Below are 22,351 nucleotides of genomic sequence, written 5' to 3' on the forward strand. Positions count from 1 at the left end.
CCCTCAGGCGGACGAGGGCCGAGGGCACCGCGACTCTACCTGTTCCGGGCGTCGATGCCGCGAAACGTGGCGGTATGCACCATGCTTGTCACTGCGATGGGTTCGCCTTCCGACAACGACGCACCACGCAGGTCCGGCCGCAAGGGGCCGCTGCGTCTACTCGCGCGCACGCTGTCGAAGGCGTGGCAGGGCAACATCTTCTCAGAAGCGGCCGAGGCCGCGTTCTGGCAGACGCTGTCGTTCCCGCCACTGCTGCTCGGCGTGCTGGGCTCGATGGGCTGGATCGGCACGTGGTTCGGCCCGGAGATCGTCCTGTCCGTCCAGGAGAAGATCATCGGGTTCACCCGGACGATCTTCAGCGCGGACGTCGTCAACGGCGTGATCGCGCCGACGGTCGCGGAGATCCTCTCGACCGGCAAGGGCGAGATCGTGTCGATCGGCTTCCTGATCTCGCTGTGGGCGGGTTCGTCGGCCATGTCGTCGTTCGTCGACGCGATCACGGTCGCCCACGGCCAGTACGGCGTGCGCAACGAGCTGTGGCAGCGCATCTTCGCCCTGCTGCTCTACATGGTGTCGCTGGTCGCCCTGGTGGTCGGCCTGCCGGTCCTGGCGCTCGGCCCGGACGTCCTGCCGCAGTTCTTCCCCACGACCTGGCAGCCGTACATCGAGACGTGGGTCGGGCGCTTCTACTACCCCGGCGTCGGACTGCTGCTCGTGCTGTCGCTGTCGCTGCTCTACAAGGTCGCCCTGCCGCGCCGGCTGCCGTACCACCGCGTCCTGCCGGGTGCGTTCCTCGCGATGGCCGTGTTCATCCTGTCGTCCATCGGCCTGCGCCTGTACATCCAGTGGATCACCACCACCGGCTACACCTACGGCGCGCTCGCGACGCCGATCGCGTTCCTGCTGTTCGTGTTCTTCATCGGCCTGGCGATCACGATCGGCGCGTACTTCAACAGCGCCGTCCAGGACATGTGGCCCGCCCGCATGACCCGCCGCCAGCGCCGCCGCTGGCGCCGGCTGGAGATGGAACGGGCGGCGTCGCGCATCCGCGAGGAGGCCGAGCAGCCCCGCGAGACGCCCGAAGACACCTCACAGCAGGAGCCGAACAACGGCTACTCGGCGCCGTCCCCCGCGGACACGCAGCTCACGACGCCGCTGCGGATCCAGGACCAGCGCCCGCACTCGGAAGAGGAGAGGCAGCGGGGGTAGCCGACCGCCTCGCACCCTTCCCGGAGCAGCAACGCCCGCCGTCCCGGGTCGAGCCGGGGCGGCGGGCGCCGGATGCGCGTGGGTGGGGCTCAGTCGCCGTCGCCGCCGGGCGGCAGGCTCTCGTAGATCTTCTTGCAGTCCGGGCACACCGGGGAGCCCGGCTTCGGTGACCGCGTGACCGGGAAGACCTCGCCGCACAGCGCGACCACGTGCGTGCCCATCACGGCGCTCTCGGCGATCTTCGCCTTGCGCACGTAGTGGAACATCTTCGGGGTGTCGTCCGAAGACTGGTCGGTCTCGTCCGGTCGTACGTCGACCTCGGGGAGAGTCTGGGTGCTCACGCGCCCAGGGTACCTGGGATGATGTCCCCTCGTGACCACGCTGCAGATCGCTGACGAAGTTGCCGCCGCCCTGGCCGAGAACCGGCCGGTCGTCGCTCTCGAGAGCACCATCCTGTCCCACGGCCTGCCCGCGCCGCGCAACCTGACCGTCGCCGCGCGCCTCGAGAAGGTGGTGCGGGAGGCCGGTGCCGTTCCCGCCACGATCGCCGTGCTCGACGGCGTGCCGCACATCGGGCTCTCCTCGGCCCAGCTCGACCGCGTCTGCACCTCCGGCGACCTCGTGAAGCTGTCGTTGCGCGATCTCGGGGCCGCCTACGCGCTGGGTCGCAGCGGCGCGACGACCGTGGCGTCGACCACGGCGCTCGCCCACCAGGCGGGCATCCGGGTGTTCGCGACCGGTGGTCTCGGCGGGGTGCACCGCGGGGCGCGCGAGACGTGGGACGTGTCCGCCGACCTCGACGTGGTGGCGACGACGCCGGTGCTGATCGTCTGCTCGGGTGTGAAGTCGATCCTCGACATGGGCGCGACGCTGGAGGTCCTCGAGACCCGGTCGGTGCCGGTCGTGGGTTACCAGACGTCCCGGTTCCCGGCCTTCTACCGCCGCGAGTCGGAGTTCGACGTGCCGTGGCGCGTGGAGAACCCGGCCGAGGCCGCCGCCGTGTTCGCGGCCGGTGGTCGCGGCATGCTGCTGGCGAACCCGATCCCCGCCGCGTTCGAGATGGACGCGGGCCTGCACGACCGGCTCCTCGCCGAGGGCCTGCAGAAGCTCGTCGACCAGGACGTGCGCGGCAAGGACGTCAGCCCCGTCCTGCTCGAGCACTTCCACACCGCGAGTGAGGGCGTCAGCCTCGACGCCAACGAGGAACTGGTCGTCAACAACGCCTTCGTGGCCGCCGCCACCGCGGTCGCGCTCTCCGGTGAGCCGGCCCGATGAGGCCTGTGGTCGTCGTCGGTGACGCGGGCCTCGACGTGGTGGCCCGCCACTCCGGCCCCATCGCCCACGGCGGTGACGTGCGCGCGAAGGTCACCATCGAACCGGGTGGCGCCGGCGCGAACACGGCCGTGTGGCTGGCCGCGTGCGGTGCGTCCCCGGTCCTGGTCGCCCGCGTGGGCGCCGACTCGGCGGGCCGCCAGGTGCACGCCGAACTGACCTCCGCGGGCGTGCAGTGCGCGTTCGCCGTCGACCCCGACCTCGCGACCTGCTGCGTCGTGGTGCTCGTGGACGACGACGGCCAGCGCTCGATGCTCCCCGACCGGGGCGCCAACGCCCGCTTCTCCCCCGCCGACCTCGACCCCGGCCTGCTCGCGGGCACGGGCGGCCACCTGCACCTGTCCGGTTACGTGCTGCTCGACGCGACTTCACGTCCCGCGGGTCTCGCCGTGCTGCGGGCCGCCCACGAGGCGGGCTGGACGACGTCCGTGGACCCCCAGGCGGCCGTGCTGATCCACTCGGCCGAGGCGTTCCTGGAGGACGTGCGCGGCGTCGACTTCCTGCTGCCCAACGCCGACGAGCTGCTCGCGTTGACGGGCTCCTCCGAACCGGCGTCGGCGAAGTCGCTGCTGTCGCACGTCGGTGTCGTGGTGGTCACGTCGGGACCCGACGGCGCGACGTGGGTGGACGAGGACGAGCTCATCTCGGTCCCCGCTGAAGTCACCGAGTGCGTCGACTCGACGGGCGCGGGCGACGCCTTCGACGCGGGTTTCCTCGCGGCGTGGCTGGACGGCGCGTCCAAGCGCGACGCGCTCCTGGGTGGCGTGCGGGCGGGCTCGCGCGCGGTCGGCGTCGTCGGAGCGCAACCGCCCCGGTAGGCGGTGCGGCTAGCCGTCGATGACGGTGGTGCTCTTCTGGGTGATGGCGCGGCGCTCGACCTCGTAGCGGTTCGCCTTCTCGGTCTTGCGCGGCGGCCGGTCGTTCGCGATCAGCACGGCCATCCACGGCAGCGGGACCGACAGGACGATGAAGAACAGGGCGAGCCACCAGGTGTGCGCGAACAGAGCCGCGAGGATGAGGCACGGGAAGCGCAGGCTCATCATGATCGCGTACTTCTTGCGCCGGGCGGCGTGCTGTTCTTCGTAGGACGGGGCCGCCTCGGTGATCAACACCGGGGTGTCGTTCCGGTCGGGACTGCTCACGACACCACCTCCAGATGTTCCATGGTCCCACGTCCGAGTGAGGGCGGGGACAGCCGGTCGGCGGTTAACATCCGCGAGTGGTCGCCCTTGATCGGCTCGTGGACGTGCTCGGCAGCCTGGGCACGCATCTGGCCTGCGCACCGAGGGGCCGCGACGCCGAACTCCGCGGAGTCGCCCTGCACGACCCGGCGGAGAACACCCCGGCGGCCGCGGGCGACGTGCTCCTCGGTCTGGGCACGCCCTCGGTCGCCGCGGCCGCGCGCCTGGTGTCGTCCACCGCGGCCTCCGCCGTCGTCCTGCACGGCAGGCCGCCGCTCGACGAACGGGTGGTCGCCGCGGCCAAGAAGTCCGGCGCGGCCGTGTTGCTCGTCGACCCGTCGGTGCCGTGGAGCCAGCTCGCGAACGTCACGCAGACGCTAGTCAACGGCGGTACGCGCACGGGCGACCTGTTCGGGCTGGCCGACGTCATCGCGGGTGTGGTCGGCGGGCCGGTGACGATCGAGGACCAGCAGTCCCGCGTGCTCGCCTACTCCTACCGGCAGGAGGACGTCGACCCCGTCCGCGTGCAGACCATCCTCGGGCGGCGGGTGCCGGAGGAGGCGCGGCGGGCCTTGGACGAGTTCGGGGTGTTCACGCACCTCGCGTCGTCGGACGAACCGATCTTCGTGCCCAAGCTGACCCCTCAGCTGGGCAACCGGCTCGTCGCCGCCGTGCGCGCCGGCCGCGAACTGCTCGGATCGGTGTGGGTCGAGGTGACCGGGCCGGTGGACCCGGCCCGCAGCGCCGCGTTGGTCGACGGCGCGCGCACGGCGGCGTTGCACCTGTTGCGGTCGCGGGCATCGACCGACCTCGAACGCCAGGCCGAGGCGGATCTGGTGATCAGGCTGCTGGAGCACCCGGAGTCCGCCGACGTCGCCCGCCTCGGGTTGCCGTCGGCCGACCTGCGGGTGATCGCGGTCCAGGCCCACGCGGGCGAGGGAGAGCACGGCGCCGCGGTTCTCGCCTTCCAGCGCGCCACGGCCGGCTTCGGCTGGTCGCGGCCGGGGCGGAGCGCGTTGTTCGGCAACGTCCTCTACACCGTCATCCCCGCCGCCGACGACGCCGTCGCGTGGGTGCGGTCGCTGGTGCGCGAACTGCCCGCCGAGGCGGAGGTGGTGGCGGGCATCGGCGGACCGGCCGAGGCGACGCAGCTGCCGACGTCACGGCAGGAGGCCGATGAATGCCTCGCGCTCTCCACGGGTGTACCGGTTGTATACGACGACGCGTGGGCTCAGGTGCTGCTGCACCGGCTCGCCGCCGTCGCCGACGCCGGACGCCTCCCGACCCGTGGCCCGATATCCAATATATTGCGGTACGACGCCGAGTACGGGACGCAGTACGCGACGACGTTGAGGGCGTGGCTCGCGGCCCAGGGTGACGTGCGGGCGGCGGCGAAGGAGCTCAACGTGCACCCGAACACGCTGCGGTACCGGATGCAGAAGATGGCCGAGGTGACTCCACTCCCCCTCGACGACCCGGACCAGCGGCTCGCGATGGCCATCGCCCTCCGCGTCACGCGATGAACCCCGGGGCGTGAAAGCATCTCCTCCCGTGCACCCCGATCTTTCTGCAGACCTGTGCGCCCGTCTGCGCGAGGCCTTCCTGAACACCGGTTACACCGCTGACGGCGTCGTCGACGCCCTCGGTCCCCAAGCCCACGCCGCACTCGGCCGCGGCGAGCCGGAGCCCGCGCGCCGCGCCAGCCAGGACGCCGGGTCGCTCGGCACGCTGATCCGCCTGTTCCTGCTCGGCGACGAGGAGCCGGAGAAGGACGTCCGCGCCGCACTGGCGGGCGTCGACGTCGACGACGCCGTCAAGAACGAGGTCGTCGCCGCCGGCCGGACGGCGGGGGACCTCAGGGCCGGGCTCGACGTCAGGCCGTACGAGGACAACTGGTGGGTCATCGCCGACCTCGACTCCGACGTGCGCGGCGGCGCCGTCCCCGAGGACCACGTGCTCGGCGTCGGTCACGCGTCCATCAGCCTCGCCCGCGCGACGAAGCGCACCCCGGTCGGCACGCTGCTCGACCTCGGCACCGGGTGCGGCGTCCAGGCGCTGCACGCCAGCACGCACGCCGAGCGCATCACCGCGACCGACCTGTCCGAGCGCGCGCTGAAGCTCGCCCAGGGCACGTTCCGCATCAACGAGCTCGACGTCGAGACGCTGCAGGGCGAGTGGTTCGGCCCGGTCCGCAACCGGCGGTTCGACCAGGTCGTGTGCAACCCGCCGTTCGTCGTCGGCCCGCCGCGCGTCGACTTCGTCTACCGCGACTCCGGCCTCGGCGGTGACGACGCGTCGGCGCTGGTCATCCGGCAGCTGCCCGCGTTCCTCAACGAGGGCGGCGTCGGCCAGCTGCTCGCGTCCTGGGTGCACCGCAGGGGCGAGGACTGGGAGGAGCGCGTCTCCAGCTGGCTCCCGAGGGGTGGCATCGACGCGTGGTTCGTGCAGCGCGACATCGCCGAGCCCGCCCTGTACGTCGGCACGTGGCTCAAGGACGCGGGCGTCGACCCGCGCAGCCCCGAGGGCCGGCAGAAGGCCGCGGCGTGGCTCGACTGGTTCGAGGAGAACGACGTCCAGGGCGTCGGATTCGGGTACGTGACACTGCGTCGCACCGATGAGATGCACTCACAGGTCATCTGCGAGGACCTGCGTCACGCCTACGACGACCCGCTGGGCCCGGAGGCGGCGCGCTGGCTCGACAACGTCGCGTGGCTCCGCGCGAACCCCGACCTGCTCGGTCAGCGGTTCCGGGTCGCCGACACCGTGCTGCTCGAAGAGGTGTCCGAGCCGGGCGACGAGGGCTGGCGCAAGGTCGTCGCGCGCCTGCACCGCACGGACGGGCCCGGCTGGCAACACGAGGTCGACGAGGCCACGGCGAAGCTCGTCGCGGGCTGCAACGGGGCGTTGCCGCTCGAGGACCTGCTCTCGCTGCTCGAGTTCGCTTACGGAGAAATCGACGCCGAAGCGGCCTTGCCGATCGTTCGTGATCTCATCCGGCACGGAATGCTGATTCCCGCGTGAAAGCGGTTGTGGCGCGCGTCACAGAGGCGAGTGTCGAAGTCGAAGGGAAGATCGTCGGCGCGATCGACGAGCCCGGATTGCTGGTCCTGCTCGGCGTCCACCACGACGACACCGACGACCACGCCCGCAAAATGGCGCAGAAGCTGCACGGGCTGCGCATCCTCGACGACGAGCGGTCGTGCGAGTCGACCGGTGCTCCGCTGCTGGTCGTCAGCCAGTTCACCCTGTACGGGGACACGCGGAAGGGTCGCCGTCCGTCCTGGACGGCGGCCGCCCGGCCCGAGCACGCCGAACCCTTGGTGAACGCCGTGGTGCGGGAACTACGCCAAAAGGGCGCGCGCGTCGCAACGGGACGTTTCCGGGCCGAGATGAAGGTGCGGAGCGTGAACGACGGCCCGTTCACGGTGATCGTGGAGCTCTGACTAAAGGGTTCTCAGGCAGTTCTCAGATTAGTCGCGCAACCGCTGTGACAGCGGTGACGTCTTCAGGTCATGGAAGTCGGGAACGAATTCGGAATCGCGTTCGTTACCCAGGTATCAGCCAGCTAGCGATGGGATCCCGAGCGGGCCCGCCGCAACCGGCAACCAGGGCGCAGCGCCGCGCCGCCTTGACCGCCACGCGCGACTGATCGATCAGGAGCCACAGGCCTGACCGACAGCAGCGTCGCCCGCACCAGGGGGAGGGAGATCCATGACCGTCACGAGGATCTCCGACCGTGAAGTCGGAGAGAACACGCCCACCGTCGTCGAGCACGAACTCGACGCCCAGGGTCCAGCAGCCGACCTCGTTCGAGTCTACCTGAACGGAATCGGCAAGACCGCGCTCCTCACGGCCGAGGAGGAGGTTGAGCTCGCCAAGCGCATCGAGGCCGGTGTGTTCGCGCAGCACGTCATGGAGACGGCCAAGCGCCTCACCCCCACCCGTCGCGAAGAGCTGGGGGCGCTCGTCCGCGACGGCCGCCGCGCCAAGGACCACCTGCTCAAGGCGAACCTGCGTCTCGTCGTCTCCCTGGCCAAGCGCTACACCGGCCGCGGCATGCCGCTGTTGGACCTGATCCAGGAGGGGAACCTGGGTCTGATCCGCGCGGTCGAGAAGTTCGACTACACCAAGGGCTTCAAGTTCTCGACGTACGCGACGTGGTGGATCCGCCAGGCGATCACCCGCGGCATGGCCGACCAGGGCCGCACCATCCGCCTCCCCGTCCACCTCGTCGAGCAGGTGAACAAGCTCGCGCGGATCAAGCGCGACCTGCACCAGACGCTCGGCCGCGAGGCGACGAACGAGGAACTGGCGAAGGAGGCCGGCCTCAACGTCGACAAGGTCGCCGACCTGCTCGACCACGCCCGTGACCCGGTATCGCTCGACATGCCGGTCGGCACGGAGGAGGACGCGCCCCTCGGTGACTTCATCGAGGACTCGGACGCCACCGACGCCGAGAGCGCCGTCATCTCCGGGCTGCTGCAGGACGACCTGCGCCGCGTGCTCGCGACGCTCGAGCCGCGCGAGCAGGCCGTGATCCGGCTGCGCTACGGCCTCGAGGACGGCCAGCCGCGCACGCTCGACCAGATCGGCAAGCGGTTCGGCCTCTCGCGCGAGCGGGTGCGCCAGATCGAGCGCGAGGTCATGTCGAAGCTCCGCCAGGGCGAGCGGGCGGCGAAGTTGCGGGCCTACGCCTCGTAACTCACCCGTCCGGCAGTATTGACTTGTGACTCAACTCACGGCACGGTCGGGCGTTACCAGAGCCACGCGTCGCCCGTCGTGAGCCGGGAGTCGCACGCGAAGGAAGGTCGGGACGGCCGGGGGCCGCCCCGGCCTTCCGCGTTTGTGGGGTACGGAACAGCGCGGTGGTCGGGGATCACATCGGAACGTCCGTTTGATGGCGGTACGGTTTTCTGATCCGAACTGCACACCGTTGGAGTTGTGTACGACGTGCCCACCACTTTCGAGTACACCGACGTCCTGCCGCTCGCGAAGGACACCGAGACCGAGTACCGCCTCGTCACCTCCGACGGGGTGAAGCTGATCGAGGCCGGTGACCGCAAGTTCCTGGAAGTCGCGCCCGAGACGCTGACGCTGCTGGCCAAGGAAGCGATCCGCGACATCCAGCACCTTCTGCGCCCGTCGCACCTCGCCCAGCTGCGCAAGATCATCGACGACCCCGAGGCGTCCGGCAACGACCGCTTCGTCGCCATGGACCTGCTGCGCAACGCGGCCATCTCCTCCGGCGGCGTGCTGCCGATGTGCCAGGACACCGGCACGGCGATCATCATGGGCAAGCGCTCCGAGACCGTCCTGACCGGCGGTGACGACGAGAAGGCGCTGGCCCGCGGTGTCTACGAGGCCTACCAGGAGCTCAACCTGCGCTACTCGCAGATGGCTCCCGTGACGTTCTGGGACGAGAAGAACACCGGCACGAACCTGCCCGCGCAGATCGAGGTGTTCCACAAGCCCGGCCAGGAGCCCGTGTACGAGTTCCTGTTCATGGCCAAGGGCGGCGGCAGCGCGAACAAGACGTTCCTCTACCAGGAGACGAAGGCGGTGCTGAACCCGAAGCGCCTCGCGACGTTCCTGGACGAGAAGCTGCGTTCGCTCGGCACGGCCGCGTGCCCGCCGTACCACCTCGCCGTCGTCGTCGGCGGACTGTCCGCCGAGCAGAACCTCAAGGTCGCGAAGCTCGCCTCGGCCCGCTACCTCGACACCCTGCCGACGGAGGGCTCCGCGTCGGGCCACGCGTTCCGCGACACGGACCTGGAGCAGCAGGTCCTGGAGCTGACCCGCAACTTCGGCATCGGCGCGCAGTTCGGCGGCAAGTACTTCTGCCACGACGTGCGCGTGATCCGCCTCCCCCGCCACGGCGCGTCCCTGCCGGTCGGCATCGCGGTGTCGTGCTCGGCCGACCGCCAGGCGAAGGCCCGCATCACCGCCGACGGCGTGTTCCTGGAGCAGATGGAGCGCGACCCGGCGCAGTTCCTGCCCGAGATCGAGGGCGAGGACCTGTCCGACGAGGTCGTGAACATCGACCTGACCCGCCCGATGGCGGAGATCCGCGAGATCCTCACCAAGCTGCCGGTGAAGACCCGCGTCTCGCTGACCGGCCCGCTGGTCGTGGCGCGCGACATCGCGCACGCCAAGATCAAGGAGCGCCTCGACGCCGGCGAGGACATGCCGCAGTACATGAAGGACCACCCGGTCTACTACGCCGGTCCGGCCAAGACGCCCGAGGGCTACGCCTCCGGTTCGTTCGGCCCGACCACCGCCGGCCGCATGGACTCCTACGTCGAGCAGTTCCAGGCCGCGGGCGGGTCGATGGTGATGCTCGCCAAGGGCAACCGCTCGAAGCAGGTCACCAACGCGTGTGCGACGCACGGCGGCTTCTACCTCGGCTCGATCGGCGGCCCGGCGGCCCGGCTGGCGCAGGACTGCATCCGCAAGGTCGAGGTGCTCGAGTACCCCGAACTGGGCATGGAGGCGGTCTGGAAGATCGAGGTCGAGGACTTCCCCGCGTTCGTCGTCGTCGACGACAAGGGCAACGACTTCTTCGCGGAGACGTCGACCCCGACCCTGCAGATCAGTTTCCGACGCTGAGTTTCCGACGCTGAGTTTCCGGCGATGAGTTTCCGGCGATGAGTTTCCGGCGCTGAGTTTCTGGCGTTAGAACCTCTCACCCGAACCCCCGGTCGAACGGTGCGCGTGTCCGCCACCGCTCGGCCGGGGGTTTCGCGTGGTTCCGGCACCGGTCAGCGCGCCAGCAGCCAGTCGAGGCCGTCCGAGGCGTGGTCCAGGACCGAGATGTGGCCGTCGCCCTGTGTGATGCGCAGCTCCGCGCCGGGGATCCGCGAGGCCAGCCACCGGCTGTGCGACGGCGGGTTGATGCCGTCGCGGTCGCCGTGCAGCAGGAGGGTCGGCGCGGTGATGGCCGCCGGGTCGCAGCCCCACGGCGTGACGTAGGCGAGATCGTCGTCGACGAGCGGTCCGGGACCGTCCGGCAGCGCCGATCCGGCCACCTCGCCGAGCCACGACCACGGGCCGCGCAACGTGGCCAGGTCGGCCTCGGAGAACTCGTGCTCGTACTCGACGCCGGACGCCTCGTAGCGCTCCTTCTCCTCGCGACCCGCGGCGGCCGCTCTCAGGGACCCCTCGGCCGAGGAGATCATGCCGCCGAACCAGTCCAGGCCCTCTGCCGTGAAGGGCGCCAGCGGCGCGACGGCCAGAACGGCGGTCACACGGCCGGGCAGCAGGGCGGCGCACGCGAGGGCGTGTGGTGCGCCGCCGGAGTGCCCGGCCACCGCGAACCGCTCGACACCCAGCTCGTCGGCGATGTGCGACATATCAGTCGCCGCTGTTCCGACAGGTCTGTCACCCACGGGCGTGGACCCGCCGTAGCCGGGTCTGTCGTAGGAGATCCAGCGCACGCCGGGGCGGAACAGCGGTCTCGGCGGCTTTCCGAGGTTGGGCGTGCCGTGGCACCAGAACACCGGCACACCCGTACCCACGTCGTATACACGCAGTACGCGGTCGCCATACGCGATGTCGACGGACTCCACGGTGCGATCTCAGCCGGTCTCTTCGCGGGATTCCAGCACGAGCCGGCGGTCACCGAGCGGCGCGTCCAGGCGGACGGTCAGCGGCACCTGGCGGACCTCCTGGGTGCACATCGTGCCGGGAGGCTGCTTGGTGATCGTGACCAGCGTGATCTGGACGACGTCGGCGGACTGGCCGGTGATCTCGGCGCGGGCCTCCTTGCACCCGCCGCCGACGCCGAAGACCTCGACGTCGCGGCCGTCCCCGAAGACGTAGGCCTCGTCGCGGTAGGTGTCTGACAACGATGTCGTGTCGACCTTCTCCTTCGCCACGGGCGTGACGTTCGGAGGGATGACCGGCTTCTCCTCCGAGATCGAGACCGGGGGCTGGGCCGGAGCGGTCGGGTTCGCTCCCGACGACGAGCCTGGCGTGCCGCTCGAACCGGGCGCGGTCGTGGCGGTGGAGGAACCGCCCTGCGAACTGGAGCCGGGCGCGCCGGACTGCGTGCCGGAAGAACAGCCGGCGAGCACGACGGCGAGAGCAACGGCAGCGACGGCGTTTCTCATGCGCACCATCCTCGCAAACCGGGACAAGAAGTCCCTGTGAAATGTCCTGCGACCTGTCCGGTCGAATATTTCAGACGTCGCGGAGAAGAGACCGGGAGAAGAGATCGGGAAAAAGGGGGATGCCCGGCCGGCGGGGCAGGTGCCGGCCGGGCACCGCGGGGAGGGAGGTCTACTTCTGCTCCTGCCGCGACGTCAGCACGACCGTGCGCTCACCGAGGGGTTCGGAGAGCTGCACCGTCAGCGGGGGGAAGCGGATGTCCATGGTGCACATCTGCTTCGTCAGCGGCGTCGTCTCCAGCAGCTCGATCTTCACCGCGGACGCGCTCTGCTCCAGCACGGACGCGCTGGCCTTGCCACATCCGCCTTCCTGGCCGATGACGCCGACGGTCTTCCCGTCGCCCACCGTCCACACGGTGCGCGGCTGGTCCTCCGGCAGCGCGTTCGTGTCGAGCTTGGTCACGGGTTTGCCGTCCGGCGGAACTTCACCGGGGGACGCGTTCGGCGGTACCTCAGGGGGTGCCTCGGAGGACGAGGTGGCGGTCGGCAGCGTCTCGCCGCCACCTGCCCCGGGCGCCGCGTTCTGCGCACTGCCACAGGCCGAGATGGCGAGGAGCAGTACGCCGGTGCCGACTACGGTTCCTATGTGCCTCATGTGAGAAGGACGGAACCGCGCTCACAACGGGTTGCAACGACTTGCTTTCACAGTTACCGGCTGACGGCGGCCACTGCTTCCCGCAACGCTTCCAAACGAGCGGCCGAAGCCAATCCTCCGTGGTAGAGGTGGAACTCCTCGACACCGGCGTCGAGGTACGCGAGCCATTCCGCCGACAGCGCGGCGCCGTCGGCGGGCTTCGGCGGCAGCCCCAGCACGTACGCGGCGATCCGGGTGTCCGGAGCCTCGGCGCGCAGGGCCTCGATGCCGGGCACGGCGACGTCCGGGCCGGGCCAGCACATGGTCGTCAGGACATCGATGTCAGCGCCGACTCCCCCGGCCACCGTCGCGAACGGCCCGGTGCCCCAGGGGTCCGCGGTCACGTGCATGCCGACCCGCACCGAGGGCGCGGCGGCACGGATCTCGCCCACGAGCCGCTGCCGCAACGACCGCACCACGCCGGTGCGCACGGCCCGGACGTCGTCCGCGAGCGCTCCCAGCGCTTCCTCGACGGCAGGAGCGCCGCGGTCGACCCCCGCCCGGACCGCGTCACGCAGAGCATCCGGGTCGGCGTAGAGGGCGGTGCAGGCCGAGCAGAAGCACAGAGACAACAGCTTCTGCTGCACCGCGTTCCAGTCCGTGCCGTCGGTCTTCTCGTGGTGCCCGCCGTGGAAGAACCCGAGCGGCCCGCAGGCCTCCAGCACGATCCCGTCGGGGGCACCGAGCTCCAGCACCTCCGACACCAGCACCGACGTGTACTCCACGACGTCGGGCTGCGCGGTGCACAACGCGTACGGGTAGCGGTCCCCGAACGCGTTCACCACCGTCACGTCCGGGTGCAGGTCGCCGAGGCGCGAGTTGTGCGTGAGCACGGTCCACGCGTACACCGGCAGTCCGGCGGCACGGACCAGGGCGGCCGCTTCGCCGAACGAGTCCGCACCGTCCACCCAGGACGGTGCGGCGGGCACCAGCCGGCCGTACTTCTCCGGCCGCACCGGCAGGTAGAACGCCGCGTGCCGGGCGTCGACCAGGCGGTGCTCCGGGTGCAACGGCGTCGCGGCCCGCACCGTGTGGTACGACGCGGCGAGCGCGATCGCGTCGACCCCGAGCGCCTGGTACCGCGCGACGGCGTCGGGATCTCCGATCAGGTCCCACGGGTAGGCGTGGACGACCGACTTCACCACCGGGGACGCTTCCTCTCGTAGCTCGGGTCGAACTTCTGCATGTAGCCCGTGTCGTCGCGAGCCGTGATGCCGCAACGGACGTAGTTCTCCGCCAGGCGGGCCAGTGCGTCGCGGTCCAGCGACACACCGAGCCCCGGCGTCGTCGGGACCGGCACCGCGCCGTCCACAAAGGACAGCACGCCGGGCTCGACGACCTCGTCGGCCGCGTTCCACGGGTAGTGCGTGTCGCACGCGTAGTTGAGGTTCGGCGTCGCCGCGGCCAGGTGCGTCATCGCGGCCAGCGAGATGCCGAGGTGCGAGTTCGAGTGCATCGACAGGCCGATGCCGAACGTCTGGCAGATCATCCCCAGCTGGCGCGACCGCTGCAGGCCGCCCCAGTAGTGGTGGTCCGACAGCAGCACCTGCACGGCGTCCTGCTCCACCGACGGCTTGAGGTGCTCGAAGGCGACCACGCACATGTTGGTGGCCAACGGCATCGGCGCCTTCGCGGCCACCTCCGCCATCCCGGAGATCTCGGAGGTCGGGTCCTCCAGGTACTCCAGCACGCCGTCGAGCTCCGCGGCCACCCGCAGCGACGTCTCGACCGACCAGGCCGCGTTCGGGTCGAGTCGCAGCGGGTGGTCCGGGAACGCCTCGCGCAGCGCCCGGATCGCCTCGATCTCCTGCTCCGGCGGGAAGACACCGCCCTTGAGCTTGATCGACCCGAACCCGTACCGCGAGATCATGGCCGAGGCCTGCGCGACGATGCCCGCGGGGTCGACCGCCTCGCCCCACTCGTCCGGCTCCGCGCCGGGGTGCCCGTCCCACTTGTAGAACAGGTAGGCGGAGTAGGGCACGGAGGACCGCACCGCGCCACCGAGCAGGTCGCTGACCGGCCGCCCGAGCGCCTTGCCCTGGATGTCGAGGCAGGCGACCTCGAACGGCGAGTACACGCGGTCGACGGTGCTCTCCGCCGTGATCTTGCCGGTCAGGCCGTGCTTGTCCGGCCCGGCCTCGCCGCCCAGCGCGGCCGCCACCCGTGCGTGCATCTCGTTGAGGGCGAACACGTCCAGCCCGACGAGGGAGTCCACAACGGACCGCGAGCGCTCCAGGTGCCCGAGGTCGCCGTAGGTCTCCCCCAGCCCCGAGATGCCCTCGTCGGTGTGCACCTCGACGATCGTGCGCAGCGCCCACGGCTCGTGCACGCCCGCCGAGTTCAGCAGCGGCGGGTCCCGGAACGCGATCGGTGTCAGAACGATCTCGGTGATCTTCATGCCGGACGCCCTCTCAGCTCAGCAGTGCCTTGCCCGCGCCGATGATCTTGTCCAGTGCGGCGAGGTGCTCGTCCGTCGGGTCGATGAGCGGCGGCCGCACTCCCCCGACCTCGAACCCGTTCGCGCGCACGGCGGCCTTCACCAGGCCGACCGCGTAGCCGGGGACCTTGTCCCGCAGTTCCACCAGCGGCTTGTAGAACTCGTGCAGGAACCGGTTCACCAGGTCCGTGTCGCCCGCCTGCACGGCGTTGTAGAAGCCGATCGAGATCTCGGGCGCGAAGCAGAACACCGCCGACGAGTAGAGCTCGACCCCGATGGCCCGGTACGCGAGCTGCGTCATCTCCGCGGTCGGCAGGCCGTTGAAGAACTGGAAGGGCTTGTCAACGCCTGCACGCACCGACAGCACGACCCGCTGCATCTGGTCGAGGTCGCCGAGGCCGTCCTTGAAGCCGACGACGTTCGGGATCCGCGCGACCTCGACGGCCGTCTCGGGCGTGAACACCGCGTTGTTGCGCTGGTACACGATGATCGGCAGTTCGGTGACGGCGGCGGTCTCGGCCACGTACCGCACGAGACCGGCGGCCGGGTTGCTGACGAGGTACGGCGGCAGCAGCAGGATGCCTTGGGCGCCGGCGCGTTCCGCCGCCTTCACGAACTGCTTGGTGGCCACGATCGAGCCGCCCGCGCCGGCGAACACCGGCACCTTGCCCGCCGTCGCCTCGACCGCGACGGCGACCGCGCGTTCGAACTCCTCCAGCCCCAGCGCGTGGAACTCGCCGGTGCCGCAGGCGGCGAACACAGCGCCCGGCCCGGCGGAGACACCGTGCTTGACGTGCTCGGCGAGCACGTCGTAGGCGATGTTCCCCTCGCCGTCGAACGGGGTCACCGGGAAGAACAGCACACCATCGAGTTGCATAACCAGACTCATCCCTTGATCGCTCCGGTGGTGATCCCACGCAGGAAGGACTTCTGCAGCGACAGGTACACGACCAGGCTCGGCACCAGCGCCAGCAACGCACCGGCCAGCACGATGCCCGTTCCGACCTGGTCGTCGGAGCGGAGCGCGAGCAGTGCGACCGTGAGCGTGTAATCGGAGGGGTCGGCGGCGACGATCAGGGGAAGCAGGTACTGCTCCCAAATCATGTTGAAGCCGAACACGGCGATGACGCCGAGCGCGGGTTTGCACAGCGGGAGGATGATCTGCGCGAAGAGGCGCAGCTCCCCGGCACCGTCCACTTTGGCCGCCTCCTCCAGCTCCGCGGGGATCTCCCGCATGAACTCCGTCATGACGAAGATGGAGAAACCCCAAGCCCCCAGTGGGAGGATGACGCCGAGCAGGGTGCCCTTGAGACTCACGTGCACCAGCGGTAGGTCTCCGATCACCAGCGACAGCGGGATCGCGATGACCTCCTCCGGCAACATCATCGTGGCGAGGATGACCAACAGAGCGATGGCCTGACCGCGAAACTTCTTGCGCGCCAACGCGTAGGCGGCGAACACGCTCACCGACAGCTGCAACAGCAGCGCGCCACCGGCGATGACCAGCGAGTTCGTCAGGTAGTGCCAGATCCTGTTCTCCGCCGCGACCTGGAAGTTGATCAGCGACGGGCTGTCCGGGACCACCGACAGCTTGGTCGGGTCCGGGTTGTGGTCGAACGCTCCGGAGAAGATGACCAGCAGCGGGCCGCAGAAAAGGATTACAGCGACGGCGCTGAAAACGAACCGGATGCCCCTGCTGACCCACGCGTCCGGGCGGGTGGACCAGCCGATGGCGCTGTCGAAGCGACTCGAGTTGACGCTCATCGCGCCTCCTTCCACCGGCGGTACCACTGCACGCTGACCGTCAGGACCAAGGTAACCAGGAACAACAGCACCGAACCAGCCGAGGCGAGCCCGGCTTCGGACTGTTCGAACGCCGTGGTGTAGACGCGCGTCATCCAGACGTCGGTCGATCCCGCGGGCCCACCACCGGTGAGCACGTACACCTCGGTGAAGACGCGCAGGCCGCGGATCGCCGCCAGGGTCAGCAGGATCGTGATGACCGGGCGCAAAGCGGGCAGCGTGACGTTCCAGATCCGTTGCGGCGTCGAGGCCCCGTCGATCGCGGCGGCCTCGTACTGCTGGCGGTCGATGCCGGCGAGCCCGGCGAGGATCAGCACCATGTCGTACGGGGCGTGCTTCCAGATGCCCACGAACATGACCGACACCAGCGAGGTGTCCGTGCTGTGGATGTACTCCCAGGGCCCGAGACCGACCCACGAGATCAGCTCGTTGAGGAAGCCCTCGGGCGCCGGGTAGAAGAACAGCCGCCAGATCTCACCGATGACCGCGGTGGCCGCCACGACGGGCAGGAACACCGCGGACCGGACGAACCACAGCGACTTGGTGTGGCCCTCCAGCAGCAACGCCAGGAAGAACCCGATCACCATCGCGCCGACCGTCTGACCGCCGGCCAGCACGAGCGTGTGCCAGCTGGCGGTCAGGAACTTCTCGTCCTGCAGGATCGTCGCGTAGTTCCGGAACCCGACGAAGATGTCGCCGAGGAAGGGCCGGACCTCGAACAGCGAGAGCCGGATGCCCTCGGCCATCGGGATGAACTTGAAGACCAGGAAGATCAGCGCGGCGGGGAGCAGGAACAACCACGGAATGAAGGTGGCTCCCGTGAGGCGGCGCCGGCGGCGCCGCCTCACGGGGTGGGTTTCGACGGCACCGCCGCCACTAGCCGTCGAGCCCACGTCTCGGGTGTCGCCGAAGGACTGAACTGCCGTCACTTCGACGCCTTCTGGTTGTCGAGCTCCTTCTTCAGCGCGTCCGCCAGCGACTTCAGCTCGGCCGAGGAGTCGGCGGGGCACTTCGCGAAGATGGAGTTCAGGGTCTCCGAGGTCTTCTGCCGGAACGGCGCGAAGTTCGGGACGCTCGGGAACGGCCGCGCCTCGCTGGAGTACACGCCCGCGACGGTCGCCCAGCGCGGGTCGTCGTACGTCGCGTTGACGTCGACGGTCTTGTTGACGGGCAGGCGGACCACGGGCTGCGGGTCGCCCTTCATGCCGGCCTGCTGCGCCTCGGGCGTGATCAGGTACTCGGCGAGCTTCTTCTGGTCGGCGGTCTTCGCGGAACCCGCCATCTGGTAGATGTTCTCGCCCTCGCCGAGCACCGTGGCGCCGGCCGGTCCCTTCGGGGACGCGACGACCTCGTACTTGTCCTTGCCGAGCGACTTGTCGAAGCGGCCGATCATGTACGGGCCGGTGAGGTAGATGCCGCTCTTGCCCGACTCGAACAGCGGGTGCGCGTCGTTCGTGCCCAGGGTCAGCGAGCCGGGCTGGATGACCTTGTCGTCGCAGAAGAGCTTGCGCAGCCGTTCGACGGCCTTGGTCGACTCGGGCGAGTCGATGCCGACGTGGAACTTGCCGCCGCCCTCGTCCTCGAGGATGTCGCCGCCGCCCTGCCAGATGTAGCTGGACGCCCACCACGCGAGGTAGCCGCGGTCGGTCGTGCCGGGCACGAGCATGCCGTAGGTGTCGTTCTGGCCGTTGCCGTCGGGGTCGTTCCGTGTGAACGCCTTCGCGAGGTCGTCGAGCTCCTCCCACGTGGTGGGGACCGGCTTGCCGAGCTTCTCGCGCCAGTCCTTGCGGATCAGCGTGACCATCGCCTGGGTGGAGTACGGGATGGCGTAGTACTTGCCGTCCGCGCCCTTCCCGTTGTTCCAGGCGCGGTCGACGATGTCGCCGGCGCCCGCGACGTCGTCCTTGGCGACCTCGGTCGTCCAGCCCTGCTTGACGAAGTTGCCGAGCGAGCCGGTGTCGGTGATGACGACGTCGGGGAGGTCCTTGGACGCGGCGCGCTGCTGCACCTGCTTGTCGAAGTCGTTGAAGATCGGCTTGTAGTCGACCTGCACACCGGTCTTCTCGGTGAAGGACTTGAAGATCTTCTCGTAGACCTTCGCGGTCGCCTCCGTCGAGCGGGTCCACACCTCGAGGGGCTTGTTCGGGTCCTTGTTCGACGCGGCGGTGCTGCCACCGCTGCCGCATCCCGCGAGCAGCGCGGCCACGCCGAGCGTGGCGAGTGTGGTGGCAGTTCTACGGCGCATCGTCGGAGCCCTTCGTGTTCAGATACATGAACCTGGGTCGTACTTGTGAACCTGGTGCAGGACTGTAAGAATCAGCACAGCAACGTGTCAAGGGCAAGTTGCTTAACTGTTTCGAGGAGGTCAGGTGGCGTCGCCGATCGACAAGGGCACAGCGCGTCCCGGGGCGGTGAAGTCCGCCGACCGCACGGTGGAGCTGCTCGAAGTGCTGTCCGCGTCAGACCGCAGGCTGACGCTCACCGAGCTGCACCGCGAGCTCAGCTACCCCAAGTCCAGCCTGTACATGCTGCTCCAGACGCTGGTGGCGCGCGGCTGGGTGGAGGTCGACTCGGACAGGGGCACCTACGGCATCGGCGTGCGCGCTCTGCTCGTCGGTACGTCCTATTTGGACCACGACCCCGTTGTGCGGGCGGCGATCCGCGTGATGGAACAGGTCCGCCAGGACATCAACGAGACCGTCCACCTCGCCCGCCTGGACGGTGCGGACGTGGTCTATCTCGCGAGCCGCGAGTCCGAGCACCACCTGCGCGTCGTCTCGCGCGTCGGCCGCCGGCTGCCCGCGCACTCGACGTCCCTGGGCAAGGCCGTGCTCTCGACGCGCACGCCCGAGGAGGTCGACCAGATCCTCCCCGACGAACTGGCGCCGCTGACGCCCAACACCGTGACGGAGAGGGCCGCGCTGCACGAGCAGCTCGCCGGGTTCCGCAACGCGGGTTTCGCCCACGAACGCGAGGAGAACACTCCCGGTCTGGGCTGTTTCGCGGTGGCGCTGCCCTACCGCAACCCCGTGCTGGACGCGATGAGCTGCTCGGTGCCGCTGGGCAGGCTCACCCCGGAGCACGAGCGGCAGGTCATCTCGGCCCTGCTCGACGCCGCCCGCACGATCACCGAACTCCTCCGCCAGTTCGGTCGCTGATTTCCTGCCGATCCACCTGATCAAGACGGAGGGCTCCAACCCGTGACCGCACGCATCCTGATCACCGGCGCCGGCGGAGGGGTGGGCACGCTCATGCGCCCCCGCCTCGCCGCGGAGGGCCGCGTCCTGCGGCTGCTGGACATCGCGGAGCTGCCCGCGGCCGCCGATGGCGAGAACGTCGAGCTCGTCGAGGCGTCGGTGACCGACATGGCCGCCATGGAGGCGGCGCTGGAGGGCGTCGACGCGGTGATCCACCTCGGCGGCCACAGCCTCGAGGAGTCGTGGGACAAGATCCTGCGCGTCAACATCGACGGCACCCACACGGTCCTGGAAGCCGCACGGCGTGCCGGCGTCCGCCGGGTGGTCCTGGCGAGCTCCAACCACGCCGTGGGCTACGTCGAACAGGCCGACGGCGAGGCCGGCGACTACCTCTTCCCCCGCCCGGACACCTACTACGGCGTCTCCAAGGTGGCGATGGAGGCGCTGGGGTCGCTGTACGCCGACCGCTACGGCCTGGACGTGATCGCGATCCGCATCGGCTCGTGCTTCGAGAAGCCACGCGACGTGCGGATGCTCTCGACGTGGATGTCCCCGGACGACGCCGCGCGCCTGTTCGAGGCGTGCCTTTCCGCCCCTTCACCGGGTTTCCGCGTCGTGTGGGGCATCTCGGCCAACAAGCGCGCCTGGTTCTCGCTGGACGAGGCCCGCTCCCTGGGGTACGAACCGCAGGATGACTCCGAGGTGTACGCGGCCGAGGTTCTGGAGAAGCACGGGGAGCCGGATCCCTCGTCGCCCGCGGTGAAGTACCTGGGCGGCGTCTGGTGCGGCCCCGATTTCGACACGGCAGTCAAGGAGGCAGGGCGTTGAGCCACGGCGTGCAGGGATACAACCCGCGCACCGGTGAGCCGTACGGCGAACCGGTTGCGAAGACCCCCGACGGCGAGGTGGACCGCATCGCCTCGGCCGCGGCCACCGCGTTCCCGGCCTGGTCGGCCGTCGCGGCGACGGACCGCGCCGTGGTGCTGGAGAAGGTCGCGGACGCGCTCGACGCCGAGTCGGCGTTGCTGATCGAGACGGCCGACAGCGAAACGGCTTTGGGCGTGCCGCGGCTGACGACCGAACTGAAGCGCACGACGAACCAGTTGCGGCTGTTCTCCGAGGTGCTGCGCGAGGGCAGCTACGTCGAGGCCACTTTGGACTCGGCGAACCCGGACATCATCCCGCCGCGGCCGGTGCTGCGCCGCGTCCTCCGTCCACTCGGGACGGTGGCGGTGTTCTCCGCGTCGAACTTCCCGTTCGCGTTCTCGGTGGCGGGCGGTGACACGGCCTCAGCGCTCGCGTCCGGCTGTTCCGTCGTGGTGAAGGCACATTCGGCGCACCCGTCGACGTCGCGCGAGACCGCGCGGGTCGTGGTCGACGCGCTGCGCGAGGCCGGTGCGCCCGAGGGCGTGTTCGGGATCGTGTACGGCACCGAGGCCGGTGTCGCGCTGGTGAAGCACCCGGCGGTGCGCGCGGTCGGCTTCACCGGCTCGACCGGCGGCGGCCGGGCGTTGTTCGACCTGGCCCAGGGCAGGCCGGACCCGATCCCGTTCTACGGCGAGCTGGGCAGCGTCAACCCGACGGTGATCCTTCCGGGCGCGGCCACGCCGGAGATCGCGGCCGGGTTCGCGCAGTCGCTGGTGATGGGCGTCGGGCAGTTCTGCACGAACCCCGGCCTGGTGTTCGCGCCGGAGTCGATCGTGCCCGCGCTGGGCGAGGCGGTCGCCGCGTCGTCCGGTGGCGCGATGCTGAACGAGCGCATGTGCGACTCCTACAAGTCGGGCACGGACGCGCTGGCCGCGTCGGACCTGGTCTCCGTGGTGTCGACCGGCACGCGGCCGGACGAGGCGTGGGCGGTGGCGCCGCTGCTGTTCAGCACGTCGGTGAAGGTGTTCGAGGAGAACCTCGAGAAGCTGACCGAGGAGCACTTCGGCCCGGCGGCGCTGGTCGTGACGTACTCGTCGCCGGACGAGCTGCACCCGGTGCTCGCGAAGCTGCCCGGCACGCTGACCGGCACGGTGCACGCCGCCGAGTCGGACCACGCCGAGGCCGGTGAGGTCGCCGAGGTCCTGCGCCGCGTGGCGGGCCGGATCATCTTCAACGCCTGGCCGACCGGTGTCGCGGTGGCGTGGGGCCAGCACCACGGCGGCCCGTGGCCCGCGACGACGAACCCGCTGCACACGTCGGTGGGCGCCACGTCGATCCGCCGCTGGATCGCCCCGGTGACGTACCAGTCGTGGCCGGACGCGCTGCTGCCCGCGGAGCTGCAGGACGCGAACCCGCTCGGCATCCCCCGCCGGGTGGACGGTGTGCTCGGCGTCCACTGAGTGGTGTCCCGCGAACGGGGCCGCTGACACGATGGTCAGCGGCCCCGTTTTCGTCGAGAGGACGTG

The 22,351-nt window shown here is 70.0% G+C and carries 22 protein-coding genes; 11 read left to right on the forward strand and 11 right to left on the reverse strand.

The genetic code is table 11. The annotated features are described in order from the left end of the window. The first annotated feature begins 96 nt into the window (after nt 1-96). Nucleotides 97-1,209: a YihY/virulence factor BrkB family protein gene (locus ND450_RS21765; protein WP_253320627.1), complete on the forward strand. Its 1,113-nt coding sequence runs from the start codon at nt 97-99 to the stop codon at nt 1,207-1,209. 89 nt (nt 1,210-1,298) lie between these two features. On the opposite strand, the gene ND450_RS21770 is transcribed toward ND450_RS21765, so the two are convergent. Then, nucleotides 1,299-1,550: a DUF3039 domain-containing protein gene (locus tag ND450_RS21770; RefSeq protein ID WP_089923999.1), complete on the reverse strand. Its 252-nt coding sequence runs from the start codon at nt 1,548-1,550 to the stop codon at nt 1,299-1,301. A 31-nt stretch (nt 1,551-1,581) separates the two neighbouring features. On the opposite strand from ND450_RS21770, the gene ND450_RS21775 reads away from it, so the two are divergent. Beyond that, nucleotides 1,582-2,484 carry a pseudouridine-5'-phosphate glycosidase gene (locus ND450_RS21775; protein ID WP_253320628.1) on the forward strand — a complete coding sequence of 301 codons (903 nt, stop codon included), beginning with the start codon at nt 1,582-1,584 and terminating at the stop codon, nt 2,482-2,484. After that, nucleotides 2,481-3,359: a carbohydrate kinase family protein gene (locus tag ND450_RS21780; protein WP_089924009.1), complete on the forward strand. Its 879-nt coding sequence runs from the start codon at nt 2,481-2,483 to the stop codon at nt 3,357-3,359. The genes ND450_RS21775 and ND450_RS21780 overlap by 4 nt, the downstream gene beginning before the upstream one ends. Nucleotides 3,360-3,368: 9 nt before the next feature. Here ND450_RS21780 and ND450_RS21785 read toward each other — a convergent pair whose 3' ends face one another. Next, nucleotides 3,369-3,683 carry a DUF3099 domain-containing protein gene (locus ND450_RS21785; protein WP_089924014.1) on the reverse strand — a complete coding sequence of 105 codons (315 nt, stop codon included), beginning with the start codon at nt 3,681-3,683 and terminating at the stop codon, nt 3,369-3,371. Nucleotides 3,684-3,760: 77 nt separating this feature from the next. Between ND450_RS21785 and ND450_RS21790 the strand changes: the two genes are divergently transcribed. The 5 genes from ND450_RS21790 (at nt 3,761) to ND450_RS21810 (ending at nt 10,328) form a co-directional block, all read left to right on the forward strand. Beyond that, nucleotides 3,761-5,245, forward strand: coding sequence for a CdaR family transcriptional regulator (locus ND450_RS21790; RefSeq protein ID WP_253320629.1), 1,485 nt, complete (start codon nt 3,761-3,763; stop codon nt 5,243-5,245). 28 nt (nt 5,246-5,273) lie between these two features. After that, nucleotides 5,274-6,743 carry a methyltransferase gene (locus ND450_RS21795; protein ID WP_253320630.1) on the forward strand — a complete coding sequence of 490 codons (1,470 nt, stop codon included), beginning with the start codon at nt 5,274-5,276 and terminating at the stop codon, nt 6,741-6,743. Beyond that, complete coding sequence (gene dtd / locus ND450_RS21800; RefSeq protein ID WP_253320631.1) at nt 6,740-7,165, forward strand: D-aminoacyl-tRNA deacylase; 426 nt, start codon at nt 6,740-6,742, stop codon at nt 7,163-7,165. The genes ND450_RS21795 and dtd overlap by 4 nt, the downstream gene beginning before the upstream one ends. A gap of 268 nt (nt 7,166-7,433) precedes the next feature. Next, nucleotides 7,434-8,423 (forward strand): sigma-70 family RNA polymerase sigma factor, encoded by a 990-nt coding sequence (locus ND450_RS21805; RefSeq protein ID WP_089924027.1) that lies wholly within the window; start codon nt 7,434-7,436, stop codon nt 8,421-8,423. A gap of 249 nt (nt 8,424-8,672) precedes the next feature. Further along, nucleotides 8,673-10,328: a fumarate hydratase gene (locus tag ND450_RS21810; RefSeq protein WP_253320632.1), complete on the forward strand. Its 1,656-nt coding sequence runs from the start codon at nt 8,673-8,675 to the stop codon at nt 10,326-10,328. A 152-nt stretch (nt 10,329-10,480) separates the two neighbouring features. Here ND450_RS21810 and ND450_RS21815 read toward each other — a convergent pair whose 3' ends face one another. The 9 genes from ND450_RS21815 to ND450_RS21855 form a co-directional block, all read right to left on the reverse strand. Next, nucleotides 10,481-11,287, reverse strand: coding sequence for an alpha/beta fold hydrolase (locus ND450_RS21815; protein ID WP_253320633.1), 807 nt, complete (start codon nt 11,285-11,287; stop codon nt 10,481-10,483). A 9-nt stretch (nt 11,288-11,296) separates the two neighbouring features. Next, nucleotides 11,297-11,830: a hypothetical protein gene (locus ND450_RS21820; RefSeq protein WP_253320634.1), complete on the reverse strand. Its 534-nt coding sequence runs from the start codon at nt 11,828-11,830 to the stop codon at nt 11,297-11,299. A 169-nt stretch (nt 11,831-11,999) separates the two neighbouring features. Continuing rightward, nucleotides 12,000-12,482 (reverse strand): hypothetical protein, encoded by a 483-nt coding sequence (locus ND450_RS21825; protein WP_253320635.1) that lies wholly within the window; start codon nt 12,480-12,482, stop codon nt 12,000-12,002. 53 nt (nt 12,483-12,535) lie between these two features. After that, nucleotides 12,536-13,663: a hypothetical protein gene (locus ND450_RS21830; RefSeq protein WP_253320636.1), complete on the reverse strand. Its 1,128-nt coding sequence runs from the start codon at nt 13,661-13,663 to the stop codon at nt 12,536-12,538. Then, the gene (locus tag ND450_RS21835; RefSeq protein ID WP_253320637.1) at nt 13,660-14,919 is read right to left on the reverse strand and encodes a glucarate dehydratase family protein; all 1,260 of its coding nucleotides are present in this window, start codon (nt 14,917-14,919) and stop codon (nt 13,660-13,662) included. Before ND450_RS21835 ends, ND450_RS21830 begins: the two co-directional genes overlap by 4 nt. 13 nt (nt 14,920-14,932) lie before the next feature. Further along, nucleotides 14,933-15,835 carry a 5-dehydro-4-deoxyglucarate dehydratase gene (locus tag ND450_RS21840; RefSeq protein ID WP_253320638.1) on the reverse strand — a complete coding sequence of 301 codons (903 nt, stop codon included), beginning with the start codon at nt 15,833-15,835 and terminating at the stop codon, nt 14,933-14,935. An 8-nt stretch (nt 15,836-15,843) separates the two neighbouring features. Then, complete coding sequence (locus tag ND450_RS21845) at nt 15,844-16,722, reverse strand: carbohydrate ABC transporter permease (protein ID WP_253320639.1); 879 nt, start codon at nt 16,720-16,722, stop codon at nt 15,844-15,846. Beyond that, nucleotides 16,719-17,558, reverse strand: coding sequence for a carbohydrate ABC transporter permease (locus ND450_RS21850; RefSeq protein ID WP_253320640.1), 840 nt, complete (start codon nt 17,556-17,558; stop codon nt 16,719-16,721). The genes ND450_RS21845 and ND450_RS21850 overlap by 4 nt, the downstream gene beginning before the upstream one ends. 128 nt (nt 17,559-17,686) lie before the next feature. Next, nucleotides 17,687-19,006 (reverse strand): ABC transporter substrate-binding protein, encoded by a 1,320-nt coding sequence (locus ND450_RS21855; RefSeq protein WP_253320641.1) that lies wholly within the window; start codon nt 19,004-19,006, stop codon nt 17,687-17,689. A gap of 124 nt (nt 19,007-19,130) precedes the next feature. On the opposite strand from ND450_RS21855, the gene ND450_RS21860 reads away from it, so the two are divergent. Genes ND450_RS21860 through ND450_RS21870 form a run of 3 tightly spaced genes read left to right on the forward strand, consistent with a single transcriptional unit; the run spans nt 19,131 to nt 22,285 of the window. Continuing rightward, the gene (locus ND450_RS21860) at nt 19,131-19,919 is read left to right on the forward strand and encodes an IclR family transcriptional regulator (protein WP_245786551.1); all 789 of its coding nucleotides are present in this window, start codon (nt 19,131-19,133) and stop codon (nt 19,917-19,919) included. 42 nt (nt 19,920-19,961) lie between these two features. Beyond that, complete coding sequence (locus ND450_RS21865; protein ID WP_089924062.1) at nt 19,962-20,786, forward strand: NAD(P)-dependent oxidoreductase; 825 nt, start codon at nt 19,962-19,964, stop codon at nt 20,784-20,786. Then, nucleotides 20,783-22,285 (forward strand): aldehyde dehydrogenase (NADP(+)), encoded by a 1,503-nt coding sequence (locus ND450_RS21870; protein ID WP_253320642.1) that lies wholly within the window; start codon nt 20,783-20,785, stop codon nt 22,283-22,285. Before ND450_RS21865 ends, ND450_RS21870 begins: the two co-directional genes overlap by 4 nt. Nucleotides 22,286-22,351 lie beyond the last annotated feature (66 nt).

The sequence above is a fragment of the Lentzea sp. HUAS12 genome (assembly GCF_024125735.1).
Classification (GTDB): domain Bacteria; phylum Actinomycetota; class Actinomycetes; order Mycobacteriales; family Pseudonocardiaceae; genus Lentzea; species Lentzea albida.

Coding starts and splice junctions, on each gene's coding strand:
- ND450_RS21765 (WP_253320627.1), top strand. CDS start 97: ATGGGTTCGCCTTCCGACAACGACGCACCACGCAGGTCCGGCCGCAAG.
- ND450_RS21780 (WP_089924009.1), top strand. CDS start 2,481: ATGAGGCCTGTGGTCGTCGTCGGTGACGCGGGCCTCGACGTGGTGGCC.
- ND450_RS21805 (WP_089924027.1), top strand. CDS start 7,434: ATGACCGTCACGAGGATCTCCGACCGTGAAGTCGGAGAGAACACGCCC.
- ND450_RS21820 (WP_253320634.1), bottom strand. CDS start 11,830: ATGAGAAACGCCGTCGCTGCCGTTGCTCTCGCCGTCGTGCTCGCCGGC.
- ND450_RS21825 (WP_253320635.1), bottom strand. CDS start 12,482: ATGAGGCACATAGGAACCGTAGTCGGCACCGGCGTACTGCTCCTCGCC.
- ND450_RS21835 (WP_253320637.1), bottom strand. CDS start 14,919: ATGAAGATCACCGAGATCGTTCTGACACCGATCGCGTTCCGGGACCCG.
- ND450_RS21840 (WP_253320638.1), bottom strand. CDS start 15,835: ATGCAACTCGATGGTGTGCTGTTCTTCCCGGTGACCCCGTTCGACGGC.
- ND450_RS21845 (WP_253320639.1), bottom strand. CDS start 16,722: ATGAGCGTCAACTCGAGTCGCTTCGACAGCGCCATCGGCTGGTCCACC.
- ND450_RS21855 (WP_253320641.1), bottom strand. CDS start 19,006: ATGCGCCGTAGAACTGCCACCACACTCGCCACGCTCGGCGTGGCCGCG.